General features: G+C 30.4%; 16 protein-coding genes and 3 rRNA genes. All 19 read right to left on the reverse strand.

The genetic code is table 4. The features are described from left to right. Positions 1-2: 2 nt before the first annotated feature. The 19 genes from EMELA_RS02680 to EMELA_RS04915 all read right to left on the reverse strand — a co-directional run bounded on the left by EMELA_RS02680 (position 3) and on the right by EMELA_RS04915 (position 24,342). Positions 3-4,250 (reverse strand): ABC transporter permease, encoded by a 4,248-nt coding sequence (locus tag EMELA_RS02680; protein WP_028124083.1) that lies wholly within the window; start codon positions 4,248-4,250, stop codon positions 3-5. An 81-nt stretch (positions 4,251-4,331) separates the two neighbouring features. Further along, positions 4,332-4,439: ribosomal RNA gene (rrf, locus tag EMELA_RS02685) — 5S ribosomal RNA — on the reverse strand. A 66-nt stretch (positions 4,440-4,505) separates the two neighbouring features. Next, positions 4,506-7,418, reverse strand: a 23S ribosomal RNA gene (locus EMELA_RS02690). A 209-nt stretch (positions 7,419-7,627) separates the two neighbouring features. Then, positions 7,628-9,152: ribosomal RNA gene (locus tag EMELA_RS02695) — 16S ribosomal RNA — on the reverse strand. Together the 16S, 23S and 5S rRNA genes form the textbook arrangement of a ribosomal RNA operon. 260 nt (positions 9,153-9,412) lie before the next feature. Further along, positions 9,413-10,645, reverse strand: coding sequence for a replication-associated recombination protein A (locus tag EMELA_RS02700; RefSeq protein WP_028124476.1), 1,233 nt, complete (start codon positions 10,643-10,645; stop codon positions 9,413-9,415). 53 nt (positions 10,646-10,698) lie between these two features. Continuing rightward, entirely contained in the window at positions 10,699-13,062 is a 2,364-nt protein-coding gene (gene lon, locus EMELA_RS02705; RefSeq protein WP_034971223.1) for an endopeptidase La, read from the reverse strand. Positions 13,063-13,170: 108 nt separating this feature from the next. Continuing rightward, positions 13,171-14,451 (reverse strand): trigger factor, encoded by a 1,281-nt coding sequence (gene tig, locus EMELA_RS02710; RefSeq protein ID WP_028124478.1) that lies wholly within the window; start codon positions 14,449-14,451, stop codon positions 13,171-13,173. A gap of 21 nt (positions 14,452-14,472) precedes the next feature. Beyond that, positions 14,473-14,772, reverse strand: coding sequence for an MMB_0454 family protein (locus EMELA_RS02715; RefSeq protein WP_028124479.1), 300 nt, complete (start codon positions 14,770-14,772; stop codon positions 14,473-14,475). Between the two features lie 24 nt (positions 14,773-14,796). Beyond that, positions 14,797-15,354, reverse strand: coding sequence for an elongation factor P (efp, locus tag EMELA_RS02720; RefSeq protein WP_028124480.1), 558 nt, complete (start codon positions 15,352-15,354; stop codon positions 14,797-14,799). 59 nt (positions 15,355-15,413) lie between these two features. Next, complete coding sequence (locus tag EMELA_RS02725) at positions 15,414-15,935, reverse strand: ECF transporter S component family protein (RefSeq protein WP_028124481.1); 522 nt, start codon at positions 15,933-15,935, stop codon at positions 15,414-15,416. After that, positions 15,928-16,872: a methionyl-tRNA formyltransferase gene (fmt, locus tag EMELA_RS02730; RefSeq protein ID WP_028124482.1), complete on the reverse strand. Its 945-nt coding sequence runs from the start codon at positions 16,870-16,872 to the stop codon at positions 15,928-15,930. The genes EMELA_RS02725 and fmt overlap by 8 nt, the downstream gene beginning before the upstream one ends. Further along, the gene (locus EMELA_RS02735) at positions 16,865-18,988 is read right to left on the reverse strand and encodes a DUF2779 domain-containing protein (RefSeq protein WP_028124483.1); all 2,124 of its coding nucleotides are present in this window, start codon (positions 18,986-18,988) and stop codon (positions 16,865-16,867) included. The genes fmt and EMELA_RS02735 overlap by 8 nt, the downstream gene beginning before the upstream one ends. A gap of 130 nt (positions 18,989-19,118) precedes the next feature. Further along, complete coding sequence (locus EMELA_RS02740; RefSeq protein ID WP_232501304.1) at positions 19,119-21,059, reverse strand: ABC transporter ATP-binding protein; 1,941 nt, start codon at positions 21,057-21,059, stop codon at positions 19,119-19,121. A gap of 86 nt (positions 21,060-21,145) precedes the next feature. Then, positions 21,146-21,763: a hypothetical protein gene (locus tag EMELA_RS02745; protein ID WP_028124485.1), complete on the reverse strand. Its 618-nt coding sequence runs from the start codon at positions 21,761-21,763 to the stop codon at positions 21,146-21,148. A 56-nt stretch (positions 21,764-21,819) separates the two neighbouring features. Beyond that, entirely contained in the window at positions 21,820-22,944 is a 1,125-nt protein-coding gene (gene mnmA, locus EMELA_RS02750; protein WP_028124486.1) for a tRNA 2-thiouridine(34) synthase MnmA, read from the reverse strand. 69 nt (positions 22,945-23,013) lie between these two features. Continuing rightward, positions 23,014-23,175, reverse strand: a complete 162-nt coding sequence (locus EMELA_RS04900; protein ID WP_169733554.1) for a hypothetical protein — start codon at positions 23,173-23,175, stop codon at positions 23,014-23,016. 106 nt (positions 23,176-23,281) lie between these two features. Then, on the reverse strand, positions 23,282-23,446 hold the full coding sequence (locus EMELA_RS05375; protein ID WP_169733555.1) for a hypothetical protein: 165 nt from the start codon (positions 23,444-23,446) through the stop codon (positions 23,282-23,284). Positions 23,447-23,494: 48 nt separating this feature from the next. Beyond that, positions 23,495-24,061: a solute carrier family 23 protein gene (locus EMELA_RS04910; RefSeq protein WP_051584615.1), complete on the reverse strand. Its 567-nt coding sequence runs from the start codon at positions 24,059-24,061 to the stop codon at positions 23,495-23,497. Positions 24,062-24,087: 26 nt separating this feature from the next. Next, on the reverse strand, positions 24,088-24,342 hold the full coding sequence (locus EMELA_RS04915; RefSeq protein ID WP_051584616.1) for a hypothetical protein: 255 nt from the start codon (positions 24,340-24,342) through the stop codon (positions 24,088-24,090). Positions 24,343-24,497: the final 155 nt, after the last annotated feature.

The raw sequence follows: 24,497 nt of genomic DNA on the forward strand, positions 1-24,497 counted from the left end.
TCCTAAGCTAAACTCGTAATTTGAGTTAAAGGATTTCTTTTTACTTGTTTGTTTGATGCATATCATCCAAATAATAAGACAATTGTCATAACAGCTAAAGTAATTAGAATTGTTTTTAAATCAACCGACATAAAGATGTAAACACTGAATTTATTTGCAACCCAAGCTAATAAGACTTTTCAGAATATGACTGAGAAAACATATGCAAAAACAAATGATATAACTGTACCCATTACATAACTTCCCATTACGATTCAATTAATTTCTTTGTCTTTGTATCCTAATGCTTGTAAAGTTAAAATAATAATTTTTGCTTCTTCAACAATAATTCCAATAATTACAACTAGAATAATTGCTAATAATAAAGTTGTTAACAATACAAAAATCAACATAATTTCGTTAACAATTTTTGTTACTTTATTTATCACAAAATTATTTACAATAAATGATAGTGAAAGTCCTTCTCGACTCAATCCAATAAAGTAAGGATTAATTGACATTTTTAAATTTGTTTCAATTGTTTGATTACTTGTATTAGTAAAACTAAAGATTAGTCTTAATATGTCTAACATAATTGGTTTATCTTCATCAATAATAATGCTAAAGTTTTTTTCAAGTACTTTTAAAGTAGTAAATATTTTAAATAAGTCATTTGTTTTAGTGTTTAAATACAACATTTTATTTTTTGAATATAAATTTGAATAAAACACTTTATCTTTAAGTTGATCTGAATAGTATTTATCTTTAAATTCCTTATTATTAATTCAAATTGTATCAACTGCAAGTTTAACGCTTTCTGCTTTATTAATTCCAACAACTCTAATTTTTACTGGTCGAGGATTAGATGTATAAGTTTCAAATTCAATAATATCATTTATTTTGTACCCTTTATTTCTAGAGATGCTATAAGGTAGGATTGCATTCATGATATCTGTTCCGGCATTTTCTTGTGCAGAGTTTTTAAATCTATTCATTTGATCAGTACTTACTTCTTCAAAATTGAAAGCTTCTTGAAAATTACCAAATTCATTTGTATCAGTATTAACTAATCTAGCACTCACTTCAAGATTATCATATTCACCTGGTTGAGTTAGTGAAACTGTATCAAACAGTACTTCATTTTCTTTATCATACATAATTGTATTGATATTCATCATATAATCTAGTTCATCATAGTTAGCAAAATCCATTAATTGAACTGTGTTAAAAATATTTGAAGCTGTTGTTGAGATTGAACTAAAGTTAGCACTAATTAAAAGTGAAAGTTGTTGTTGAATAATTGGTTCAAAAATTTCACCAATTTGAGTTAACAATCAATTATCATTTAAATTTCTTTGTTTTATATCAAAAATATTAACTTTATTTATTAATTCATCATTATCTAATTTTTTATATGCATTATTAATTCAAGCATCATTTGTTTTTAAATTTGCAAAATCTTCAAATTTTATTATTTCATTTGGTTTTCCAATAATTTCAGGAAGTACAGAGATTGTTAAGTTTATTTGTGCTAATTTAACTGCGTAAATATATGACATATCTTTTGCAAACATATTTTTTACTTTATCTGATGTCATATTTGAAAGAGTGAAATCAGTTATTCTTTTTGCTTTTGATAATGGTTCAAGTTTTTCTGATGTTTTACCTGTTGTTTTAACATCATTTAAAGCTTTAGTATAATTTGCGTCAATTGACAATAAATTATATGACATTATAGTGCTAATAAAACTTGAGATTGATTCGTTTTCTGGAGTTAAATCTACTGTTTTAACTCCTAACATTTTGTTTAAAGTAAAGAACATTTCACTTTTTGGTAATAAGAAGTTTACTTTATCATTTTTGTTTAATGAAATGAAATAATTATTAGTCATTTGAATAACAGTATCAATTCTATATCTATAATCATTTTCAAACTCTTTTTCAAGTAAGTATTCATTAGTATTTTTATATCCTGAATAATCTTTATATTGCGCGCTTGTTTGATCATCTAAATATTTGTACTCATATTTATTTGAATTTGATTTAATATCTAATTCAGGATTTGATTTACTTCATTGATACATATGATCAATCTTTTCGTTATAAACTGAAAATGTTTGATTTAAAACTTTAGTCATTAAAGTTTGTGCTCCAAACAATAATATGTAAGTGAATGATGCACATGCAAATAGAATTTGAACTGTGTAGAATTTACCTTTTGATGTTTTAACAAAAGATCTTCTTAATCTTCAAGTGAAAAATCTTTGACCTGAAAATATCTTTTTAAATATCAATTTTTTTCTAACTCTTACTTTTGTTCTTCTTGCATTAGACATTAATGAAAGCACTGGTTCTTTAATATACAATATTGTAGTTAAATAACTTATTAACAAGAATAAACTTGGAACAATAATAAATAATGAGAATAAGAACAATGAACTAGCATAAATACTATTAAAATTAATAGTTACTGTATTTTCAAAGGCTTGTACTGCAAATAGTTGAATTGGAATAGATATAAAATAACCTATGATTAAACTTACCAAGAAAAGAATTCCTGTTTTAACCGAAAAGATTCAACTTAATTCTTTTGTTGTATAACCAAATGATTTAAAGATTCCTAATTGTTTTCTTGTTTCATTCATTTCTTTTTTCAGTTGGAAATTAATAAATAAGAATGAAAGAGCTAGAATAATTGATCCTAAAACAATGTTAATGATAATTCTAATTTTTAAATTATCTAATGAATCAGAAATGTTTGTACCTGATCATGAAATAAGTGATGTTTCTAAATTTGAAAATATCTTAACATCTTTTTCTTCACCTTTAATAGTAAATAAGTTATATGGTTTTCCAGTAACTCCATTATTATTTTTAATTTTTAATTCTAAATTGTAACTAGCTTCTGTTGTTAAAAAGTTTCAAGAATATTCTCTAAACTTGTTAATAAATTTTTGATTAAAATAAATAAATCCATAATTTTTCATTGTTTGTGAAAAACCTGAAAAATTTGATCCTGGTACAAAATCATCAAATATTTGACCAACACCAGCAACTTTTACTTTAAATGAATCTTGATTAAAAAATGATTCACTAGGAAATAAATTACTTGATTCAAATAATTTTGTTATTAAAATGTTTGAACTTTTACTAATCGGGATTTGTATTTCATCACCTAGTTTTAAATTATTCTTGTGAGCAAATGCTGATGAGATAACTACTTCAGGAACTTCATTATTTTTTCATTCTTTAGACTTAACTGAATTCTTATATTTATTATCAAAAATAAGATTGTTAAATGCTTGTTCTGAAATTGTTTTAACTTCAAAAGTTTGTGTTTTAGCTAATGGGTTAGCACTTGAACTTTTAAAAACAAAATTTTTGTTTACATTAATTGAGTAATCACTTGCTTTATTTTGATTAATAACTTGATCAAACAATAAAAGTCTTTCATCATGTTGATATTCATTTTTAGAAAGCAATCTTGAATATTCATCGTTGTACATTACATAACTTGATACTTTTATAGTTATTGGATTTCATTTTTCTAAAGATTTTTCATAAATCGAAATTATAAATTTTTTCAATGATTCAATATCATTTATTTCAGGCATAGGTGATGGAATAACCATTTCAAGACCATTTGATTGTGCAAAATTAATAACTTTGTATATTGTTGATGCTGCAATAGACATTATTTTTGAAGTAATTGGAGTTGAATCATCAGTTGCTAGATATTCTTCAAATTCATATAAACCTAATTTAATTGATTTTTCTACATGATATAAAAAAACTTGCTTAGGGCTAAGTTTTGGAAATTTGTCTTTTAATGTTGTATTAATTTCAATAACTTTTGTATTAGCACCATTTCTATATTCACTAATTTCATAATTTATTGTATTTGTTAATTTATTTTTTAAATCAGCATTTAAATCGTTTCAATCTATTTTGCCATCCACTGTTTCGTAACTTGAAGAATTAGAATAAATCAATGAATCAATATATTGCACAAATGCTTCGTCTAAATAGTTTTTACTATATGAAAGAACAAAATCTTGACTATATTCTAAATCTTTTTTTGATGACGAAAAAATAGAATCATACTTAACATTTTGCCTTTGAGCAGATTGCATTTTTGTATAAATTTGTAATGGAGTTGCAAGCATTCCTATTACTGAAGCAGCTAGAGTAACAATGAAAATAATCATGAACAATGTAGATAATCAGTTTTTAAAAAAAGTTTTTAAATAACTCTTCATTATCTTGTTCATTTTACTCACCAAACCTCTCATATTTTATATATATTTTAACACTTTAAATATAAAAAAAGAATCCTTACGGATTCTTTAATAAACTGGCAGTGTTCTATTTTCTCGCAAGGCAATATTTTCGACGCTGTAGAGCTTAACTTCTGTGTTCGGTATGGGAACAGGTGTGACCTCTACGCTATGACCACCAGATCATTTTTATAAATTGTTCTCTGAAAACTGGATACTAGATGTTATGCATATTCAATTGCTTCTTTTTTCTAAAATTCTCTCGATCTATTAGTAATGGTTAGCTTAATGCCTCGCGACACTTACACATCCATCCTATCAACCTCATAGTCTATAAGGGATCTTACATTCTAAAGAAATGGGAAAATTCATCTTAAAGGAGGCTTCTCGCTTAGATGCCTTCAGCGATTATCCGTTCCACACATAGCTACCCTGCTGTGCCACTGGCGTGACAACAGGAGCACCAGAGGTGTGTCCATTCCGGTCCTCTCGTACTAGGAACAGCTCTCTTCAATTTTCCTACGCCCACAACAGATAGGGACCAAACTGTCTCACGACGTTCTGAACCCAGCTCGCGTACCGCTTTAATGGGCGAACAGCCCAACCCTTGGAACCGACTACAGCTCCAGGATGCGATGAGCCGACATCGAGGTGCCAAACCTCCCCGTCGATGTGAACTCTTGGGGGAGATCAGCCTGTTATCCCCGGGGTAACTTTTATCCGTTGAGCGACGGCCTTTCCACACGGGACCGCCGGATCACTAAATCCTACTTTCGTACCTGTTCGACTTGTAAGTCTCACAGTCAAGCACCCTTTTACTTTTGCGCTCTATGCATGATTTCCAACCATGCTGAGGGTACCTTTGAGCGCCTCCGTTACATTTTAGGAGGCGACCGCCCCAGTCAAACTACCCACCAGACACTGTCCTTAACCCGGATAACGGGTCGAAGTTAGAAATCCAATATAACGAGGGTGGTATTCCAAGGTTGACTCCACTGGCCCTAGCAGTCCAGCTTCAAAGTCTCCCACCTATCCTCTACACGTTATACCAAATTTCAATATCAAGTTATAGTAAAGCTCCACGGGGTCTTTCCGTCTAGTTGCGGGTAACCGGCATCTTCACCGGTACTAAAATTTCACCGAGTCTGCAGCCGAGACAGCGAAGGGATCATTACGCCTTTCGTGCGGGTCAGAACTTACCTGACAAGGAATTTCGCTACCTTAGGACCGTTATAGTTACGGCCGCCGTTCACCGGGGCTTCAATTCGAAGCTTCGCTTGCGCTGACTTCTCCTCTTAACCTTCCGGCACTGGGCAGGCGTCACCCCCTATACTTCGTCTTGCGACTTAGCAGAGAGCTGTGTTTTTGCTAAACAGTTGCCCCTCCCTCTTCACTGCGGCTCAACATAGTTGAGCACTCCTTCTTCCGAAGTTACGGAGTTATTTTGCAGAGTTCCTTAGCTACAGTTATCTCGCTTACCTTAGGATTTTCTCCTTGACCACGTGTGTTCGTTATAGGTACAGGCTACTAGTTATTAAGTTAGAAGCTTTTCTTGGAAGCGTAGGGTCATGTACTTCGTTACTAGGCGAACCGTTCACTCCTCATAAAACTTCAGCGTTTAATACAACACGGATTTGCCTATGTTGCCGCCTTTGTGCTTAACCCAGGACATCCATCACCTGGGATACACTACCTTTCTCCGTCACTCCATCACTAACTAGCAGGTACAGGAATATCAACCTGTTGTCCATCGACTACGCCTTTCGGCCTCGCCTTAGGTCCTGACTAACCCTGGGTGGACGAACCTTGCCCAGGAAACCTTGGTCAAACGGTATGAATGATTCTCACATTCAAACGTTACTCATGCCGGCATAATCACTTCTAATCGCTCCATCAGTCCTCACGGTCTGACTTCATCGCAATTAGAACGCTCCCCTACCACTGTATTAAAAATACAATCCGTAGCTTCGGTATTAGGTTTAGCCCCGGTACATTTTCGGCGCAAAATCACTCGACTAGTGAGCTGTTACGCACTCTTTAAATGGTGGCTGCTTCTAAGCCAACATCCTAGCTGTCTGTGCAATTCCACATCCTTACACACTTAACCTAAATTTAGGGACCTTAGCTGACGATCTGGGCTGTTTCCCTCGCGAGCATGGACCTTATCACCCATGTTCTGACTGCCGAGTATCCGACAATGGCATTCGGAGTTTAATTCTATTCAGTACCCCTAGGTGGGGCCATCATAGATTCAGTGCTCTACCTCCATTGTGGTAAACCTCGACGCTATACTTAAATATATTTCGGGGAGAACTAGCTATCTCCGGGTTCGATTGGAATTTCACCGCTAGCCACAAGTCATCCGCGGTCATTTCAACGAACGTCGGTTCGGTCCTCCATTTGGTTTTACCCAAACTTCAACCTGCTCATGGCTAGATCACCCGGTTTCGTGTTTACTGCAACGTACTAAACGCCCTATTAAGGCTCGCTTTCACTACGGCTCCGCATATTCTGCTTAACCTCGCACGATACAGTAACTCGCCGGCTCTTTCTACAAAAAGCACGATATCACCCATTAACGGGCTCTATCTTCTTGTAAGCACATGGTTTCAGGAACTATTTCACTCCCCTCTCGGGGTACTTTTCACCTTTCCCTCACGGTACTGGTTCACTATCGGTAAAATGGGAGTATTTAGGCTTGCCGAGTGGTCTCGGCGGATTCCGACAAAATTTCACGTGTTTCGCCGTACTCAGGATACATCTAAGAGATCAACACATTTCGTATACGGGGGTATCACCCTCTATGCCACTACTTCCCAGTAGTTTCTACTATATGTTGATTTTGTAACTCTAAAAAGATTTCCTACAACCCCAACCCGTAGACTGGTTTGGCCTCTTCCGCGTTCGCTCGCCGCTACTAACAGAATCATTATTTATTTTCTTTTCCTCTTGGTACTAAGATGTTTCAGTTCCCAAGGTTCCCTTCTCATAAGCTATGTATTCACTTATGGATAATACGAGATTAATCGTATTGGGTTTCCCCATTCGGACATCACCGGATCTAAGCTTACTTCCAGCTCCCCGATGCTTTTCGCAGGTAATCACGTCCTTCTTCGGCTCCATTTTCCAAGGCATTCACCATGTGCCCTTACTATTTTTTAGAAAAAATCTTAAAGCAATTGATAATTGATTCAGTAAAATTATTTTTATGTTTTGTTAAAAATTGTTGATTTATTTAATCTTTTACAATGCTTTTCATCTAATATTCAGTTTTCAAAGAACAATTCTCTTTCAGAGTATTATATTTAAATAATCCCTGAAAACTAAATAGAACATATAATAGTCAATCTATTTTGTTTTTATCTCCATAGAAAGGAGGTGATCCATCCGCACGTTCCCGTACGGATACCTTGTTACGACTTAACCCCAATCGCTAGTCCTACCTTGGGACGCGCCTTCCTTTCGGTTAGGAAACGTACTTCTGGTATTACCAACTCTCGTGGTTTGACGGGCGGTGTGTACAAGACCCGAGAACGTATTCACCGCGACATAGCTGATTCGCGATTACTAGTGATTCCGGCTTCATGAAGTCGAGTTGCAGACTTCAATCCGAACTGAGACCGACTTTATGAGATTAGCTCCCCCTCACGAGATTGCGACTCTTTGTATCGGCCATTGTAGCACGTGTGTAGCCCAGGACATAAGGGGCATGATGATTTGACGTCATCCCCACCTTCCTCTAGCTTACACTAGCAGTCTCGTTAGAGTCCTCAACTTAATGGTAGTAACTAACGACAAGGGTTGCGTTCGTTGCGGGACTTAACCCAACACCTCACGGCACGAACTGACGACAACCATGCACCACCTGTCTCAATGTTAACTTCCACTACATCTCTGTAGCTTTGCACTGGATGTCAAGCCCTGGTAAGGTTCTTCGTGTTGCTTCGAATTAAACCACATGCTCCACCACTTGTGCGAGTCCCCGTCAATTCCTTTGAGTTTCACTCTTGCGAGCATACTACTCAGGCGGAGTACTTAATGCGTTAGCTGCAGCACTGAGGTAATCCCCAATACTTAGTACTCAACGTTTACGGCGTGGACTACTAGGGTATCTAATCCTATTTGCTCCCCACGCTTTCGTGCCTCAGCGTCAATAATCAGCCAGTAAGCCGCTTTCGCCACTGGTGTTCTTCCATATATCTACGCATTTTACCGCTACACATGGAATTCCGCTTACCTCTCTGATATTCTAGTCTTACAGTTTTCAAGGCGAACCGGAGTTGAGCTCCGGGCTTTAACCTCAAACTTGCAAAACCGCCTACGCACCCTATACGCCCAATAAATCCGGATAACGCTTGCCACCTATGTATTACCGCGGCTGCTGGCACATAGTTAGCCGTGGCTTTCTGGTAAGGTACCGTCAAGATAAGAGCATTTCCTCTCCTATTTTTTCTTCCCTTACAACAGAGCTTTACAACCCGAAGGCCGTCATCACTCACGCGGCATTGCTTCATCAGACTTTCGTCCATTGTGAAAAATTCCCTACTGCTGCCTCCCGTAGGAGTCTGGGCCGTATCTCAGTCCCAATGTGGCCGATCAACCTCTCAGTTCGGCTACGTATCATCGCCTAGGTGGGCCATTACCCCGCCTACTAGCTAATACGCCGCATCCTCATCTTCTAGTGATCCAAACGGATCTTTGAATATTTTCTCATGCGATGATAATATCCACATGCGGTATTACCTTTCGTTTCCAAAAGTTATCCCCCGCTAGAAGGTAGATTAGATACGTGTTACTCACCCGTTCGCCACTGAGGTGCAAGCACCTCCGTTCGACTTGCATGTATTAGGCATGCCGCCAGCGTTTATCCTGAGCCAGGATCAAACTCTCATTTTAAATTATTGTTTTGATTCTGACTATTATATTTTTTTTGTATATTAAATCTGTACTCAATTTGAAATTGTTACAGGATTGTACAATTGTTGTTCTATTTAGTTTTCAAAGATCATTTTCCCAATCAGAGACTTTTTAATAATAGCACATATAATATTTAAGTTGCAACATAAAAATAAAAAAATTCCAAAAAAACAAAAAATTTTTTAAAAAAGCTGATTTAGCAATTTAAAAAATTAATGACTATCTGTGTATTTTAACAATTATTTTTTCATTTCTTCATATAGTGATCAAAGTTTTCTTTCATAAGAAGAACTTGTTTTTGGTTTAAAATATTTAATATTTTTAATTTCATCAGGTAAATATTGTTGTGCAACTCATCCTTTTTCTTCAAGGTGAGGATATAAATAATTAACTCCTCTATTTAATTTAACAGCTGACTTATAGTGATTTTCTTTTAAATGAGATGGCACATCATAAACCATTCCATTTTTAACGTCCTCAAATGCTTTTTGACTTGCTGTTAGTGCTGAGTTTGATTTTTGACTTAATGCCATTTCAATAATAACTAAACATAATGGAATAATTCCTTCTGGCATTCCGATTTGTCTAAATGCTTCACAAGCTTGTAATACTCTTGGTGGTAAACTTGGATTTGCTAAACCTATATCTTCATATGCCATAATAATCATTCTACGCATTAAAGTTTCATAATCACCAATTGATAATAATCGGCTAAAGTAATGTAAACTTGCATCAACATCACTACCTCTGACAGATTTTTGTAATGCTGATTTTAAATCATGAAAGTCATCACCAGTACTTCCACTTGGGTTTTTACCTTGTGAAATAACTTTTGAAATTAAATCCATTGTGATTTCTTCGCCTTTATATAAATTATTAAATAGTTCAATATTATTTAAAAGACTTCTAATATCACCACTATTTAATTCACATAAATATTTAAGTGATTCAGGTTTAATATTAATATCAACTTTGTTGTCTTTAATTAATTGGTTAACATAATCAAAAGCATCATCATGATTAACACGTTTTAATTCTAAACTAGTAGCTCTACTTCTGATCGCTGGATTAATTGTGAAAAATGGGTTTTCTGTTGTTGTTGCAAATAAGTAAATATTTCCACTTTCCATAAAGTTTAATAAGATATCTTGTTTATCTCTGTTAAGTCTATGTATTTCATCAATAATTAAAATAAATCTATCTTTGCTCATTGCTTTATCAATAATTTTTGTTAAATTTTCTTTTTTATCATAGCTTGCATTAAAAAGATCATATTCAGTATTTAGATCATTTGCTAATGCCATTGCAAAAGAAGTTTTACCAACTCCACTTGGCCCATAAAAAATTAAAGAACGACAAAAGTTATTATTAATCATTCTTTTAATTAAACCATCATCTTGCAATAAGTTTTTTTGCCCAATAATTTCTGAAGTTGATTTGGGTCTTAATAAATAAGCTAATGGTGTATTCATAATATCTCCTTTAATAAAAAATAACTAGTGTGTAACTAGTTATAATTTTACTATTATTTTGTGCTAAAAACTATGTCAAATACTTCTTGATATTTTTCAGTTGAAATAATTTTTAATTTTGCCTTTACTTCATCAGGTACTTCATCTAAATCTCTTTCATTTTTCTTTGGAATAATAATTGTTTTTAATCCACTTCTTGAAGCAGAAATTGATTTTTCTCTTAATCCACCAATTGGTAATACATTACCTCTTAATGTAATTTCACCAGTCATTCCAATTTCTTTTGAAACAGCTTTTTCTGAAAGTGCTGAAATTAAAGCAGTAGTAATTGTGATACCAGCACTTGGTCCATCTTTTGGAACAGCTCCTTCAGGAACGTGCATGTGAATATCATTTTCTTCAAATACTTTTTTATCTACTCCAAATTTTTCAAAGTTTGATTTTACATACGTTAAAGCAATTGTTGCAGATTCTTTCATCACTTCACCAAGTTTACCAGTTAAGATTAAGTTTCCTTTTCCAGGATATAAACTTACTTCAATTGGTAAGATATCTCCACCAAATTGTGTATATGCTAATCCTGTAACAACACCAACTTGAGATGCTTCTTGTTTTTCAGTGTGATCAAATATTCTTTTTCCAAGCAATTCATTTACTTGTTTTTCATCAATCACAATATTTTGAATTTCACTGTTTAAATTTTTAACAATATATTTTCTAATAATTGAATTAATGTGTCTTTCTAATTGACGAACTCCAGCTTCTCTTGTGTAGTATTTAATAATTTCATTAATTGCGCCTTCATTGAATTTAATTTCATCAGAAGTCAATTCATGTTGTTCAATTGATTTTGGAATTAAATAGTCTTGTGCTATTTTAACTTTTTCAATTTCTGTATAACTTGATAAATTAATAATTTCCATACGGTCATATAATGCTTCTGGAATATCTTCAGGATAGTTAGCAGTAGCAATAAACATAACTTGACTTAAATCATATGGTTCTTCAATGTAGTGATCAGAAAATTCTTTGTTTTGTTCAGGGTCTAACACCTCTAACATTGCACTTGCAGGATCACCTCTATGATCTGATGCCATTTTATCAATTTCATCAAGCAAGAATAATGGGTTTTTTACTTTTGCTCTTTTCATTGTTTGAATAATTCTTCCTGGCATTGAACCAACATAAGTTTTTCTATGTCCACGAATTTCTGATTCATCTTTAACTCCACCTAAACTTACTTTAACAAAGTTTTTTCCAACAGCTTCAGCAATTGATTTTGCTAAACTTGTTTTCCCAACTCCTGGTGGACCAACTAAAGTAATAATTGGAGCTTTTAAAGATTTAGTTTTTGTTTTTACAGCTAAATATTCGATAATTCTTTCTTTAACTTTTTTCATTCCGTAATGATGTTTGTCTAAAATTTCTTTTGCATATTTTAAATCTGTTAAATCTTCAGTTTCTTCTCATCATGGAATACTCATGATTCAATCAATGTAATTTTTTTCTGTATTTCATTCTGGAGTTCCTGATTGTAATGCTTCAACTCTTTTAATAGATGCTAAAATTTTTCGTTTAACTTCTTCTGGAAATGGTTCTTTTGATAAACGTTCTTTATATTTATCTAATGAATTATCATCTCCGCCTTCTTCATCTTCAAGCTCATCTTTAATAATTCGCATTTTTTCTCTTAGATAATATTCTTTTTGTTGTTTATCCATTTTTTCTTTTAATTTTTGGTTTAAATCTTGTTCAATTTGATTTTTTTGTTTTGCTGCATCAATTGTTTCAACATTATTTATAAAGTATTCTTCTTTTGAAAAAATTAGTTTTTCAATAATTGCTCATCTTCTTTTTAATGAAGGTGAAGTAATGTAATCTGGATTAGATAGTATTTTTGAAGGAGCTAATTTAAACATAATTGAATCAAACACTAGACTTAAATTGTCTGTTTTACCAGCAATTAATTGACTAACATATTTTGTTAATATATTTGATTTAGTTTTAACAATTTCAGATAGTCTATCAGCTAATTCTTTAATTTCTTCATCTGAAAAATCATTAATTGATTCAATTAATTCAACTTCTGCATATGGTATTTCATCTTCATTTTCAAAAAAATTAAGAACTTTAATTCTTTGAATTGGATTTGTACTTATTGTTAGCGAATCATCTTTTCATTCTTTAATAACTTCAAAATCAATTAAGATCCCAAAATCATGTAAATCACCAAAACTTGGCTCTTCTATTGTTGGATCAATTTGCGTAATAGCAATCATTTGGTTACTAGAATTTTTGATTGCGTAGTTAACACTTTTTAACGTATTTTTTCTTCCAACTTCTAAATTTTCTTTAATTCCAGGAACAATAAAAGTTCCTCTAATTTGGAAAATAGGTAATTTTATTTTTTTACTCATTTTATAACCTCCTATGTGGTTAAGTATATATTATCATATTCATTAGCAATTACAAGCATAGAGTGCTAAAAATAAAAAAACCTTTGTCAGGTTTCTCTATTTTTTTAATTATCCATTATTAGAATATAAGAAGTCAACCAATAGATCATTGATTATTTCTGATTTTAACATTTCTGGATTAACCATTGTTTTAATTTGTTCAGCTGGAATTCCAAATTGAGCTGCTAAGTTTTCAAATTTTGCATTAATTGCATCTTCTGTAACTTCAAATTTTTCCTTACTTCTAATTTCTGTTGTAACTAGGTATCTTTTTAATTTATTTTTAGCATCAGCTAATAATTCAGATTTAATTTGTTCATCATTTAGACCTGTTACTTTTTTGTATTTTTTAATATCTAAACCTTGTTGTTTGATTTGAGCTTCAAATTCTTTTCTTAAATCTGCTGCTTGATTTTCAATTGCTGATTTTGGTAATTCGATTGTTGAATTTTTGATAATTTCTAAAATCAACTCGTTTACAAATTCATTTTTAGCATTTTGTGTTTTTTGAGTTAAAACGTCTTCTTTAACTTTTGCTTCGAATTGTGCATAAGTTTGAACGTTTGGTAAATTTAAATCTTTTACAAGTTCATCATCTTTTTTAGGTAATTCTCTTGATTTGATTTCAATAATATTTAATTCAAATGTTGCTGGTTTGTTTGCTAATTCAGGTGAGTAATTTTCAGGGAAAGTTACATCAATTTTAGCTTCACCTAATCCTAATCCGATCATTGAATCTTCAAATCCTAGAATAAATTGGTTTGAACCGATTATTAATTTATGCCCTTTAGCTTCTCCACCTTTGAAAGCTTCTCCATCCATAAATCCTTTAAAGTCAAATGTAACAACATCTCCACTTTCAACTTTTGCACCAGCTGCTTTTGGTTTTTCCATAATGAATTGTTCACAGTATTGATTAATCACTGCTTCAACTTCTTCATTTGTAACTTCAATAGCTTCTTTTTTAACTGTTTTGATGTTTTTGTAATCACCTAATTTAATTTCAGGTTTTAAATCAAATAAGAATTCTAATACTAATTCTTTTTCACTTACTTTTGCTGGAACTGGTTCTGGTGAATTCATTGGTTCAATTTTTACATCTTGTGATCTTGCAAAATCAAATGCAGGTGAAACCATCATTCTGTAAGCTTCATTATAAATTTTTGAAGGTGTTACATATTTTTTAGCTTGACTAGCTGGAATTTTTCCTTTTCTGAATCCTGGAACTTCTAAGTTAGTCATCACTCTATTTTTTGCTTTTTTTAAAGTTTCAGTTCATTCTGCTCCATCAATAGTAACAATTCATTTACCTTGACCTTGTTCAATAATTTTTAATTCTGTGAATTTCATTTTTAATCCTCGTTCTATTTTCTATCTCTTATAAGCAACAGCAATATTTTTAGGTTTGATGCTTAAAGTTTTTACAATTATTTCTTCTACTGTTTTATTAATTTGAGTTTCGTCTAATAATTCTGTTTTATCTTTTAAATCAATTTTAATTAAAACGTAAAGTAAGTTATCCTGGTATAAGTCAGTTAGTACTTCAATGTTTCCTACGTTTTTCAAATCTGAGTTTGAACGCATTAGAATTGTATTTTGAATTAACTTATTTAAAGCATTAATTTCAATTTCTAATGCTCCACGATTATTTCTTTCTATTGAAATATACATATTCTTACACCTCTTTATTTCTTATTATTGAGCTCTACCGCTATATTTACCATCTGTTGTTGAGATGATAACTCTTGTTCCGACATTAACAAATAATGGAACCATAATTTCTAATCCTGTTTCTACAACTGCTTTTTTTAATGCTCCACTTGTTGTGTCACCTTTAACAGCTGCTTCTGCTTCAGTTACTTCTAATTCAACTTTATCTGGTAAAGAAATTCCTAAAACTTCTCCATCATATTCAGTCATTTTAATCATTAATCCATCTGTTAAAAATTTGCTTTCTCATTCTAATCTTGTCATTGGAATTTGAATTTGTTCGTAAGTGTCTGTATTCATTAAGAATGCATCTGTACCATCCTTGTATAAGTATTGCATATCTTTTCTTTCAATCATTGCTTTTTCAACTTTTTCTCCACCAGTGAAAGTAATCTCAACTCTAGCACCAGTTCTTAAGTTTTTAGCCTTAACACTAACTTTCCCTTGTTGTCTTCCTGTTTTTGAGAAAGATTGCTCGATAACAACAAATAAATTACCTTCGTATATAAATGTTGTTCCAGGACGCAAATCATTTACTGACATTTGTTTTCCTTCTTTCTTTTAAATGTTTAATTTAATCATAGTAAATTATAGCATTTTACCTAAAAGTTTGAAAGTTTTTCGCTTAGTTTTGTTTTAGTTAAAGTAAAATAAATAACTTCAAATGCGATAATTGAAATACTTCATTGAATTGCATCAACAATTGCTTCTTTAATTACTAAACCATTTCTAGCTGAAATATCTTGATTATTTCAAACAACATAATATAAAAATTGAATATATAAAAATACTAAACTTGAGGCGATAATCATTGCTAAATGCTTGGTGAAAATTTTTGATCCATATCTCATTAACAGAAACATTAAGATATTAATTAAAATCGTAAGTCACATTGTTATGATTGAATTTAAAACAAGATCCATTATTGCACCATATACAATTCCACACAATAACATTCCATAACCTGGAACAAAATAACAAAATACCAAATATAATCCAGTTGTGATTTGAAAAGCAGAATCACCAATTTTAACAAACATCGTAACTATTGATATTGTTACTAATAATGCGGTTAACAAACCGATTAAACAAATATACTTAATTGATCATCTTTGCTTATTCAAAATAATCGCCTACTTTTAAATCTGATAGACTATGTAATTTATATGAACTTGCTTCTATCATTTTTTTACCTGGTTTTTGAATTAATAATATTTCAATTTGTTTATCTTTTGTTTGTACAATAATCCCATTCTGATTAATATCAATAATTGTTCCTGGTGCTTTAGTTAAATCGCTTGAATCTAAAACTTTAACTTTTTGAATTTTGTATCTTTCTTCACCTTTAAATGTGTGAGCAATTGGTCATGGTGACAAACTGCGAACATGATTTCAGATATTTATTGCAGAATCATTTCAATTAATTCTTTCTTCTTCTGTTGTAATGTTTTTTGAAAAAGTTACCTTGTCTTCATCTTGAGCAATTGGTACTAATTCATTATTGTAAATTTTTATTAAGTTTTCTTTAATCATTTTTTTCCCAAGAATTGCTAACTTTTCAAACATACTACCAGTATCATCATGATCTTCAATTGCAATTGACTCTTGAATGTAATAATCTCCTGCATCCATTTTTTTAACCATTTTCATAATTGAGATACCTGTTTTTGAATCTCCATTTTTAATTGCATATTGAATTGGAGCTCCTCCACGATATTTAGGTAATAAACTTCCATGAATGTTAATTGAATCAATCTTTGGTAATTCTAAAATTTTTGTTGGAACAAATTGTCCATAAGCACAAGTCACAATAAAATCGCATTTGATTTGTGCAATTTGTTCATACGCTTCTGAAATTTTAATTGGTTGAATAATATTTAAATTATTTTGTATTGCAACTTCTTTAACAGGAGTTGTTTTTAGTTCTTTTTTTCTACCAACTGGTCGATCAGATTGAGATATAACAAGTACTATTTCAACATTACTCATCTCAGTTAATGCAGTTAAGATATCTGCACCAATTTGTGGAGTGCCACAAAATATCACTTTAATTTTATCCATTGTACGCCTCCACTAATTCTTTTACTTTTTTCAAGATAACAACCATTGCTAAAGTATCTCGATCACAATATTTAAGCATTCCTTCTTGAACTTTTAAATCTCATGCTGATTTTGGAATTCTTCCATCAACAAATTTTCTAAATATCTCACTAGCCTTATCACCTTTATTAATAACTAAATCATTATATGAAAAACTAGGATCTAAGCTTGGTTGAGTTTTTTTAATTGAATAACTTCCTTTAAAGTTAGGATGATAAATTAAAAATGGTGGTCTTCCTGTTCCTTTTGTATCACTATTGAAAAAGTCCATTAAATCTATAGTGTTTTGAATGATGTAAGCCAGTGGCTTTGCATATTTAGGAAACATCATAGCAAGTTTTCTTAATACACCTTGTTCAAAACTTTTATTATATGCAACATAAACTCCAGGTCCATGTTTAAAACAATCTTTAATAAAATTCTCAATAAATTTAATTCTTGGATCAGTGTCTTGTTCATTGCTTAAGAAACTATGATGATGCATTGTTTCAGGTTTATTGTAATCGTATTTATCATCAACAATAACATCTATTGAATATTGGAATGGAGTTTGATAATAAGTATTAACTAAATTAAATCTTGGAATTGCTCATTTTGATGTTTCAAAATCATACATATAAATTGGATAATCTTTGTACTTACTTAATAGTTCATTTATTCATTTCATATTGTCAAAATCAATGATTCTTCATTTTGATTCATCTTCAGGATATTGTTTTTTAAGACTATAGACTTCAAACATTCTTTTAGCTCTTTGATTTTTTTCAAAGAATGATTCACCTTTATTATTAAGTACAATGCTTGGTTCAAATAAACTTTCATAATCTTTAAAATATGGAGATTTTGAATTACGAATAACATGTGATTTATAAGCACGTTTAAATTTACCTATAGTTCAGAATCCAGGTTCATTTTTATCAAATCAATCCATTACATGAAAACAATTATCATAATCAATGTGATTAAAACCATGGTCTCAATTACCTGCTCGATCTTTATTGTAGTTTAATAAACATTTTTTGTTATCTAAAAATTCAGGCACTTCATTGTTAATTGGTTTTATACTTAAATATTCTGATAATGTCATAAAGATTTGATCTAAATCAAATTCTTCTCTAAATGTTTTTAAATCTTCTTTTAAAGTTGGGCGAGTTACTTTAGTCCCATAAGTTAAATAATCTAAATCAACTAGTGCTTTTAAATCTACTTCAACTGGTTGATTATCGTATTCAACTTCAAAATCACTATTTACAAAATCTTTAATATCTTCATATTTTATTTTTCCTAATTTATTAATAAATATTTTTGCTTGATCACCAAATGATTTTTCTTCAATTACTAAATCAGAGTTCACAACATAATCTGAATTTATTTTTGCAATACAAATATCATCAACAATAAAACCACATTTTTCTAATACATATACTTGGTACATCAAGTCAAAAAAGTGTTCAGCTTTAACTTTTGATGTTGCTTTTGCTTCAATAATCTCAACATGTTTATCAGGTTTAATTTTCAACACATCACATCTTATTCTAATTTTTTCATCATCAAAACTAAATGCTGCTTCATAAATATATTCATAGTTATCTTCTTCAAGTAATTTTTTAGTTTTAATTTCAGCATCTGTAAATTTTAATTCATCTAAGTTAGCTGTAAATTTTTTATTAGCTCTTTTATCATTATCAATAATGTTTTTCATGTCAAAGAATTCTCTAACTTTTTCTCCAAAAGCATTACCATCTTCAATTGTTTCTCCAGCAAATAATTCAAGGTCAAAACCAGTTTCAAAATCTCAAGCGGCATTTCATTTTTTTAGAAATTCTTCTTTGTCTTTTTGATTAAGTGAATCAATATTTAAATATGCAGCAAAAATATCAATTGATTCAGCTGATTCTGAAAATTCATTTTCATCATCAAATTCAGAATCACCATCAATTTCAATCAATCTTTCTTTTTTTCACTTAACTGCATTTGCAAAGTTTTCTTTAGTATCTCAAATTCATGCTTTTTTGATACATTCTTTCATTGCTAATTTAAATGTTTCTTTATTTACCTTAGTTGCTAGTTTACTCATAGATAATTTCCCCAATTTATTATTCTTATTTTATATTTTACTAAATAAGTGATTATTTGTTTTCTTATTTTGCTAATAATAAAAGAAAAAGACATAACTTTTGAAAGATACGTCTTATATTTTTATGCTTTTAGTCCATTAACCCTGCTTTGTACAGATTTTGGAAATGTCCTTTTTTATTTTTTAATTCATCAAATGTTCCTGTTTGAACAATCCCTGCACCATCTTTTCCTAAAACAATAATATGATCAGCATTTTTAATTGTTGATAAACGGTGTGCGATTGAAACAGTTGTTCTTCCAACCATTAATACTTCTAATTTTTCTTGAATTTCTTTTTCAACAATATTGTCTAATGCACTTGTTGCTTCATCCAATATTAATAATTGAGGATCTTTTAAGAACATTCTTGCAATAATTAAACGTTGCTTTTGTCCACCAGATAACATAAACCCTCTTTCACCAAGAATTGTTTTATATCCTTCAGGTCAAGTTTTAATTAATTCATCAAGTTCAGCTTTTTTACATGCTTCAATTACTTCTTCATCAGTTGCATTAAATCTTCCATATTTAACGTTTTCAAAAACGTCACCATAAAGAATTTGTGGATCTTGTTCTACATAACCAATGTGTTCTAAATAACTAGATAAGTTTACATCTTTTAGATTTTGTTTATTATTAATAATAATTTCTCCTTCAGTTGGGTCGTAGAATCTTAATAATAATCTTGAGATTGTTGATTTACCTGAACCAGTTTCACCAACAAAGGCATATGATTTACCTTTTTCAAAAACAAAATCAAATTTAGGTAATATTTGTTTTGATGGTTTTTCAGGATATGCAAAACTTACACCTTTAAAGATAATATCTCCTTTAATTGATTTTACTTTTTCACCATCATTATAATGTGGATTCATAATTGATGTTGCTTTAATAGTTCCTTCAATACGTTGTGATGAAACACTTGCTTGCGCAATACCAACAGTTGACATTACAACTTGGAACAATGGTCCAACCATTATTCCTTGTGCTAAAGTGAATGAAGCAAAAGTTCCCATAAAGAATGCCGTACTTACTGTTGGATCAGCATTTGCATATTTAAGCATTGCAACAGCAATTGAAACAAATTGAATAAAACTTATTCCTGAAAATAAGATTGTTACCATTAATGCTTGTACTTTGGCTAATTTTGTTGATTCAACATAATATTCTCGATGTAATTCATGGAAATGATTAGTTTCATAATTTTCAGTCCCAGATGCTTTAATTAACCTTACAGTTGAAATTCTGTCTGTAACATTACCGTTAATATCAGTAATAACTTCACGTACTTTTGTAATATGTTTTTTTGTAAATCCAAATGAAATCATCATTAATAATAAAACTACAAAAAACATCCCTAAAACAGATGCTGCTAAAGTTGCTTCAAAAACAAACATCATAGTTGAAGCACCAATAATTGTTAAAAATGCGCTTAATAAAGTAACAGGTACTTGTGCAGATTGATCCCCAACAATTTGTGTGTCAGAAATAACTTTAGTAATTAGTTCTCCAATTTTTTTATCTGAATAATATGATATATCTTGACGTACTAATGCTTCTAATGATTTATTTCTTAAATCGATTTCTATTCTTTTTGAAAGCAATACTGAAAAGTATTGTGTTAAAAATGAAATCACAGCACTAAATAAAACAACTCCTAAAGCAATATACAATGATACTTGTCATGATAAACCTCAGTAATCAGGATTTGGTTGGTCTGGATTTAAAGTATTAGAAATATCCATTGTCATTTGTCTAGTTAAAAGTGGAATAACAACTGAACAAAGAACTGAAAAGATTGCTAGTATTACAATAATTGTTGCTAATCTTCATTCCTTTTTAAAATACTTTGCAATCATTGTGAAGAAACTTCCACGAGTTTTTGCTCAAGCTTTATCTTTTTCAATAATCTTATTATGCTCATGTTCAAAATCTTCTTGACCAATTTGCTTATTTTTTAATTTCAGTTTTAAATTTTTAACTTCTTTAATATACTCATCATTTAAAATTTTATACTGTTTATTTTGCATAATATTTCCTTTCATTTATTTATAAAAAATGACTTATCAAAAGTCATTACATTATTATATCACTATTAACTAAATAGTACTAATTCCTAGTTTCTTTCTTTACTACGAATAGGAACAAATTTTTCTCTTTGTTCAGTAGGTTTTTGGATCACTGGATTTTTTTTATTTTCTTTAGCATCAGAACGAATTTTTTTAATTTCTTCTTTTTCAATTTTAGCTAATTCTTTTTCTTTAATACGGTCAGATTTTTTAAGTGCTTTTCTTTCTTCTTTTGTTAATTTAATTTCTTTTTGTCCAATAGCAATTCTTTGTTCAGTTTCACTTAGATCTAAAATTTTATTAACAACTCACTTAGTAGCATAATTCTTTTTATCAATTTTTGTTGTAATTCCTTCAACTTCATAAGCTCTTCTTTCAACTGACTTTTGAGTTTTAGGTTCAATCAATTCAACAATAACGTCAAACACGTCACGATATTTATACTCAGGTCCTTTTCTTGAATAAACCTTTTCAAATTCTACTCTAATGTTTTTTCTGTTATCTGTTTTTGCTAAAAATGATTTAATTTCATTTCTAACCGCTTTATATCTTTGTTCTTTTTCTTTTTTTGCTGCTTTTTTACCTGTTATTGTTGTAATTATTACAAAACCTACTACAACGATTAACATTACTAAAAGAATTATTAGTCCTGCACTACCACCCATAAAATATCATTCCTTCTTTTCTAATTCTTATATAATTATAAATTATTTTTTTGAAATTATTCCACTATATCAATAATTCCTCCACCTAAACAAATATCGTTTAGATAGAATACTGCTTCTTGACCTGGTGTAACAGCTTTAACAACAGCATCATAATTTACTTTATATTTATTATCTTCAATTTTTGTTAATTTAACTTTTACATCGGGTTGTTTGTATCTAAATTTTGCTGTACATACAAATTCATTTAGATTATCAATGTATTTTGTTAAATCAATTGTTCAATTAATTTCATCAACAATTGCACTAGTTGATAATAAGTAACTTTCATCACTTGCTGGACAAACATAAATTATTTTTTTATCAATATCCTTTTCTGCAACATAGTAAGGTTCTTTCATTCCACCTAAGTTAAGACCTTTTCTTTGCCCGATTGTGTAATACATTGCACCAATATGTTTTCCAACAACTTTATTTGTTTTAATATCAACAATATCACCTGGTTGATTTGAAATATAGTTTTGTAAGAACTTTGTAAATTCTCTTTCTCCAATAAAACAAATTCCTGTTGAATCTTTTTTATCTGCTGTAATTAATCCTTGTTCAGCTGCAATTTTTCTAATTTCAGATTTTTCTAATCTTTGTAATGAAAATAATGTTTTTGATAATTGAGCTTGTGTTAATTGACATAAAAAGTATGTTTGGTCTTTGTTTGAATCAACTGCTCTGATCATTTCATATTGATTAGTTTTTTCATTTAATCTAACACCAGCATAATGACCCATTGCAATATAGTCAGCTTTTAATTCATTAACTGCATGATTTAAAAATTTATCAAATTTAATATATTTATTACATAAAATATCTGGATTTGGAGTTCTTCCTTTTTTATACTCTTTGATGAAATATTCAAAAACATATTCTCAATATTCTTGTACAAAATCTATTCTATTTAATTTAATCCCTAGTTTTTTTGCTACTTCTAAAGCATCTAGATAATCTTGCTCTTGGGGACATACTTCATTATCAATTTCTTGATTACCTAAAATATCATTGTTTGCAGATGAATCTCAGTTTCTCATAAATAATCCTTCAACTTCATATCCTTGTTGAATTAGTAAATATGCAGCAACTGATGAATCTACTCCACCACTTAAGCCGACAATAACTTTCTTTTTCATAGTTCCTCCTTACACAAAAAAATACCCAATTGAGTAATTTAATTTTAACATATTTTTGTTTAATTCAAACTATTGTATGAATGCAAATGCTACAAAGTATAATAAGAATAAAACTGATAAACAATAAACTGCTGGGTGAACCTTTTTAGCTTTTTCAGTACAGATCATCATAAATGAATATCTAATAAACGCCATAGCTACGCCATTTGCAATTTCGTATGTTGCAATCATAAATAGAATACATAAGAAAGTTGGCCTAAGAATCCTGGTTTTTCTCATTCAATATGTGCTGTTTTTTTAATCATCATAATTCCAATATAAATACATACTGCACTTGTTATAGGTTGAGGAATCAATTTAAAAATTGGGAATAAAAAAATGCAAACAAGAATAAGATTCCATTAATTATGGCTGCTAAACCTGTTTTTGCCCCTTGTTCAATTCCTGCTGCTGATTCTGCAAAAACTCCTAAAGGTGTTGTTCCAGTTACAGAAGCCATCATTGTTCCAACTGAATCAATTACTAATGCTTTTTGACTTATTTCTTTGTGCTAATTTGTTTTTTGATCTAACTGATGAGTAAATGCTGCCATTGTCCCAGTTGCATCAAAGAAGTTAATTAACATAACAATAAAGATTGAAATATATGTTACTGGTGAAGTTCAAATTTTTGAATTTCCAAATGCTTTAAAAGTTGAAGTTCAGTTTCATGCAAATCCTTTAAAGTCATAATTTCAACCTTCTCATTTTCTTAAATCAGCTGAATCTAATAATTTTATTGCTGTAGAATCGCTTGGCAAAGTTGATGCAAAAATAATTGCAATAACTGACACTGCTAAAATAGCAATACCAACTGCTTCAGGAATTTTTTTAAATACTAAAAATAAAATTAATAATAATCTAATTGAACCTAAAATGATAGGTAAGTAATTTTCTTTTAAAACTGCCACAAAAGCAATTTGGATTTCACCTTCTTGTTTTAATCATCCCATACTTAAAATTCCAACGTATGCGATAAATAATCCAATTGCTAAAATAATACCTTTTGGAATTGATTTAATAATAAATGATCTTATTGGAATTAAAAATACGGTTACAAAAACAATTGAAGAAAGCATTGTTACAATGATTGCACCTTCAAATCCTAAAGGACCCCTATGTTAAAAGCAACTAAAGCATTCATTTCCATTGATGTTGACATTACAACAGGAATATTAGCAAATAATCCCATAATAATACAACAAATACCTGATACTAATGCTGTTGCAAAGAATATCCCAAAGTAATTCATATTACCTGACCCAGTGATTGAAGTTGCTCCAGAAACTAGTCCTGGGTTAACTGTAAGAATATACATTAATGAAAGGAAAATTGTAATTCTTCCAATATTTTTTTTCATGTTTCCACCTAAATTATCAAACTTAAAGTACTTTTCAATTGAGCGGATAGCTTTATTGTTGCTTAAGACAAAAGCTTACTTATTTCTCTAAGAGGTTTGCTCAGGAGTTTATTTATAAATAATTCTAACTCATTTTCAATCTAATCTTATTTATA

This window comes from Mesoplasma melaleucae (assembly GCF_002804105.1).
In the GTDB taxonomy this organism is placed as follows: domain Bacteria; phylum Bacillota_I; class Bacilli_A; order Mycoplasmatales; family Mycoplasmataceae; genus Mesoplasma; species Mesoplasma melaleucae.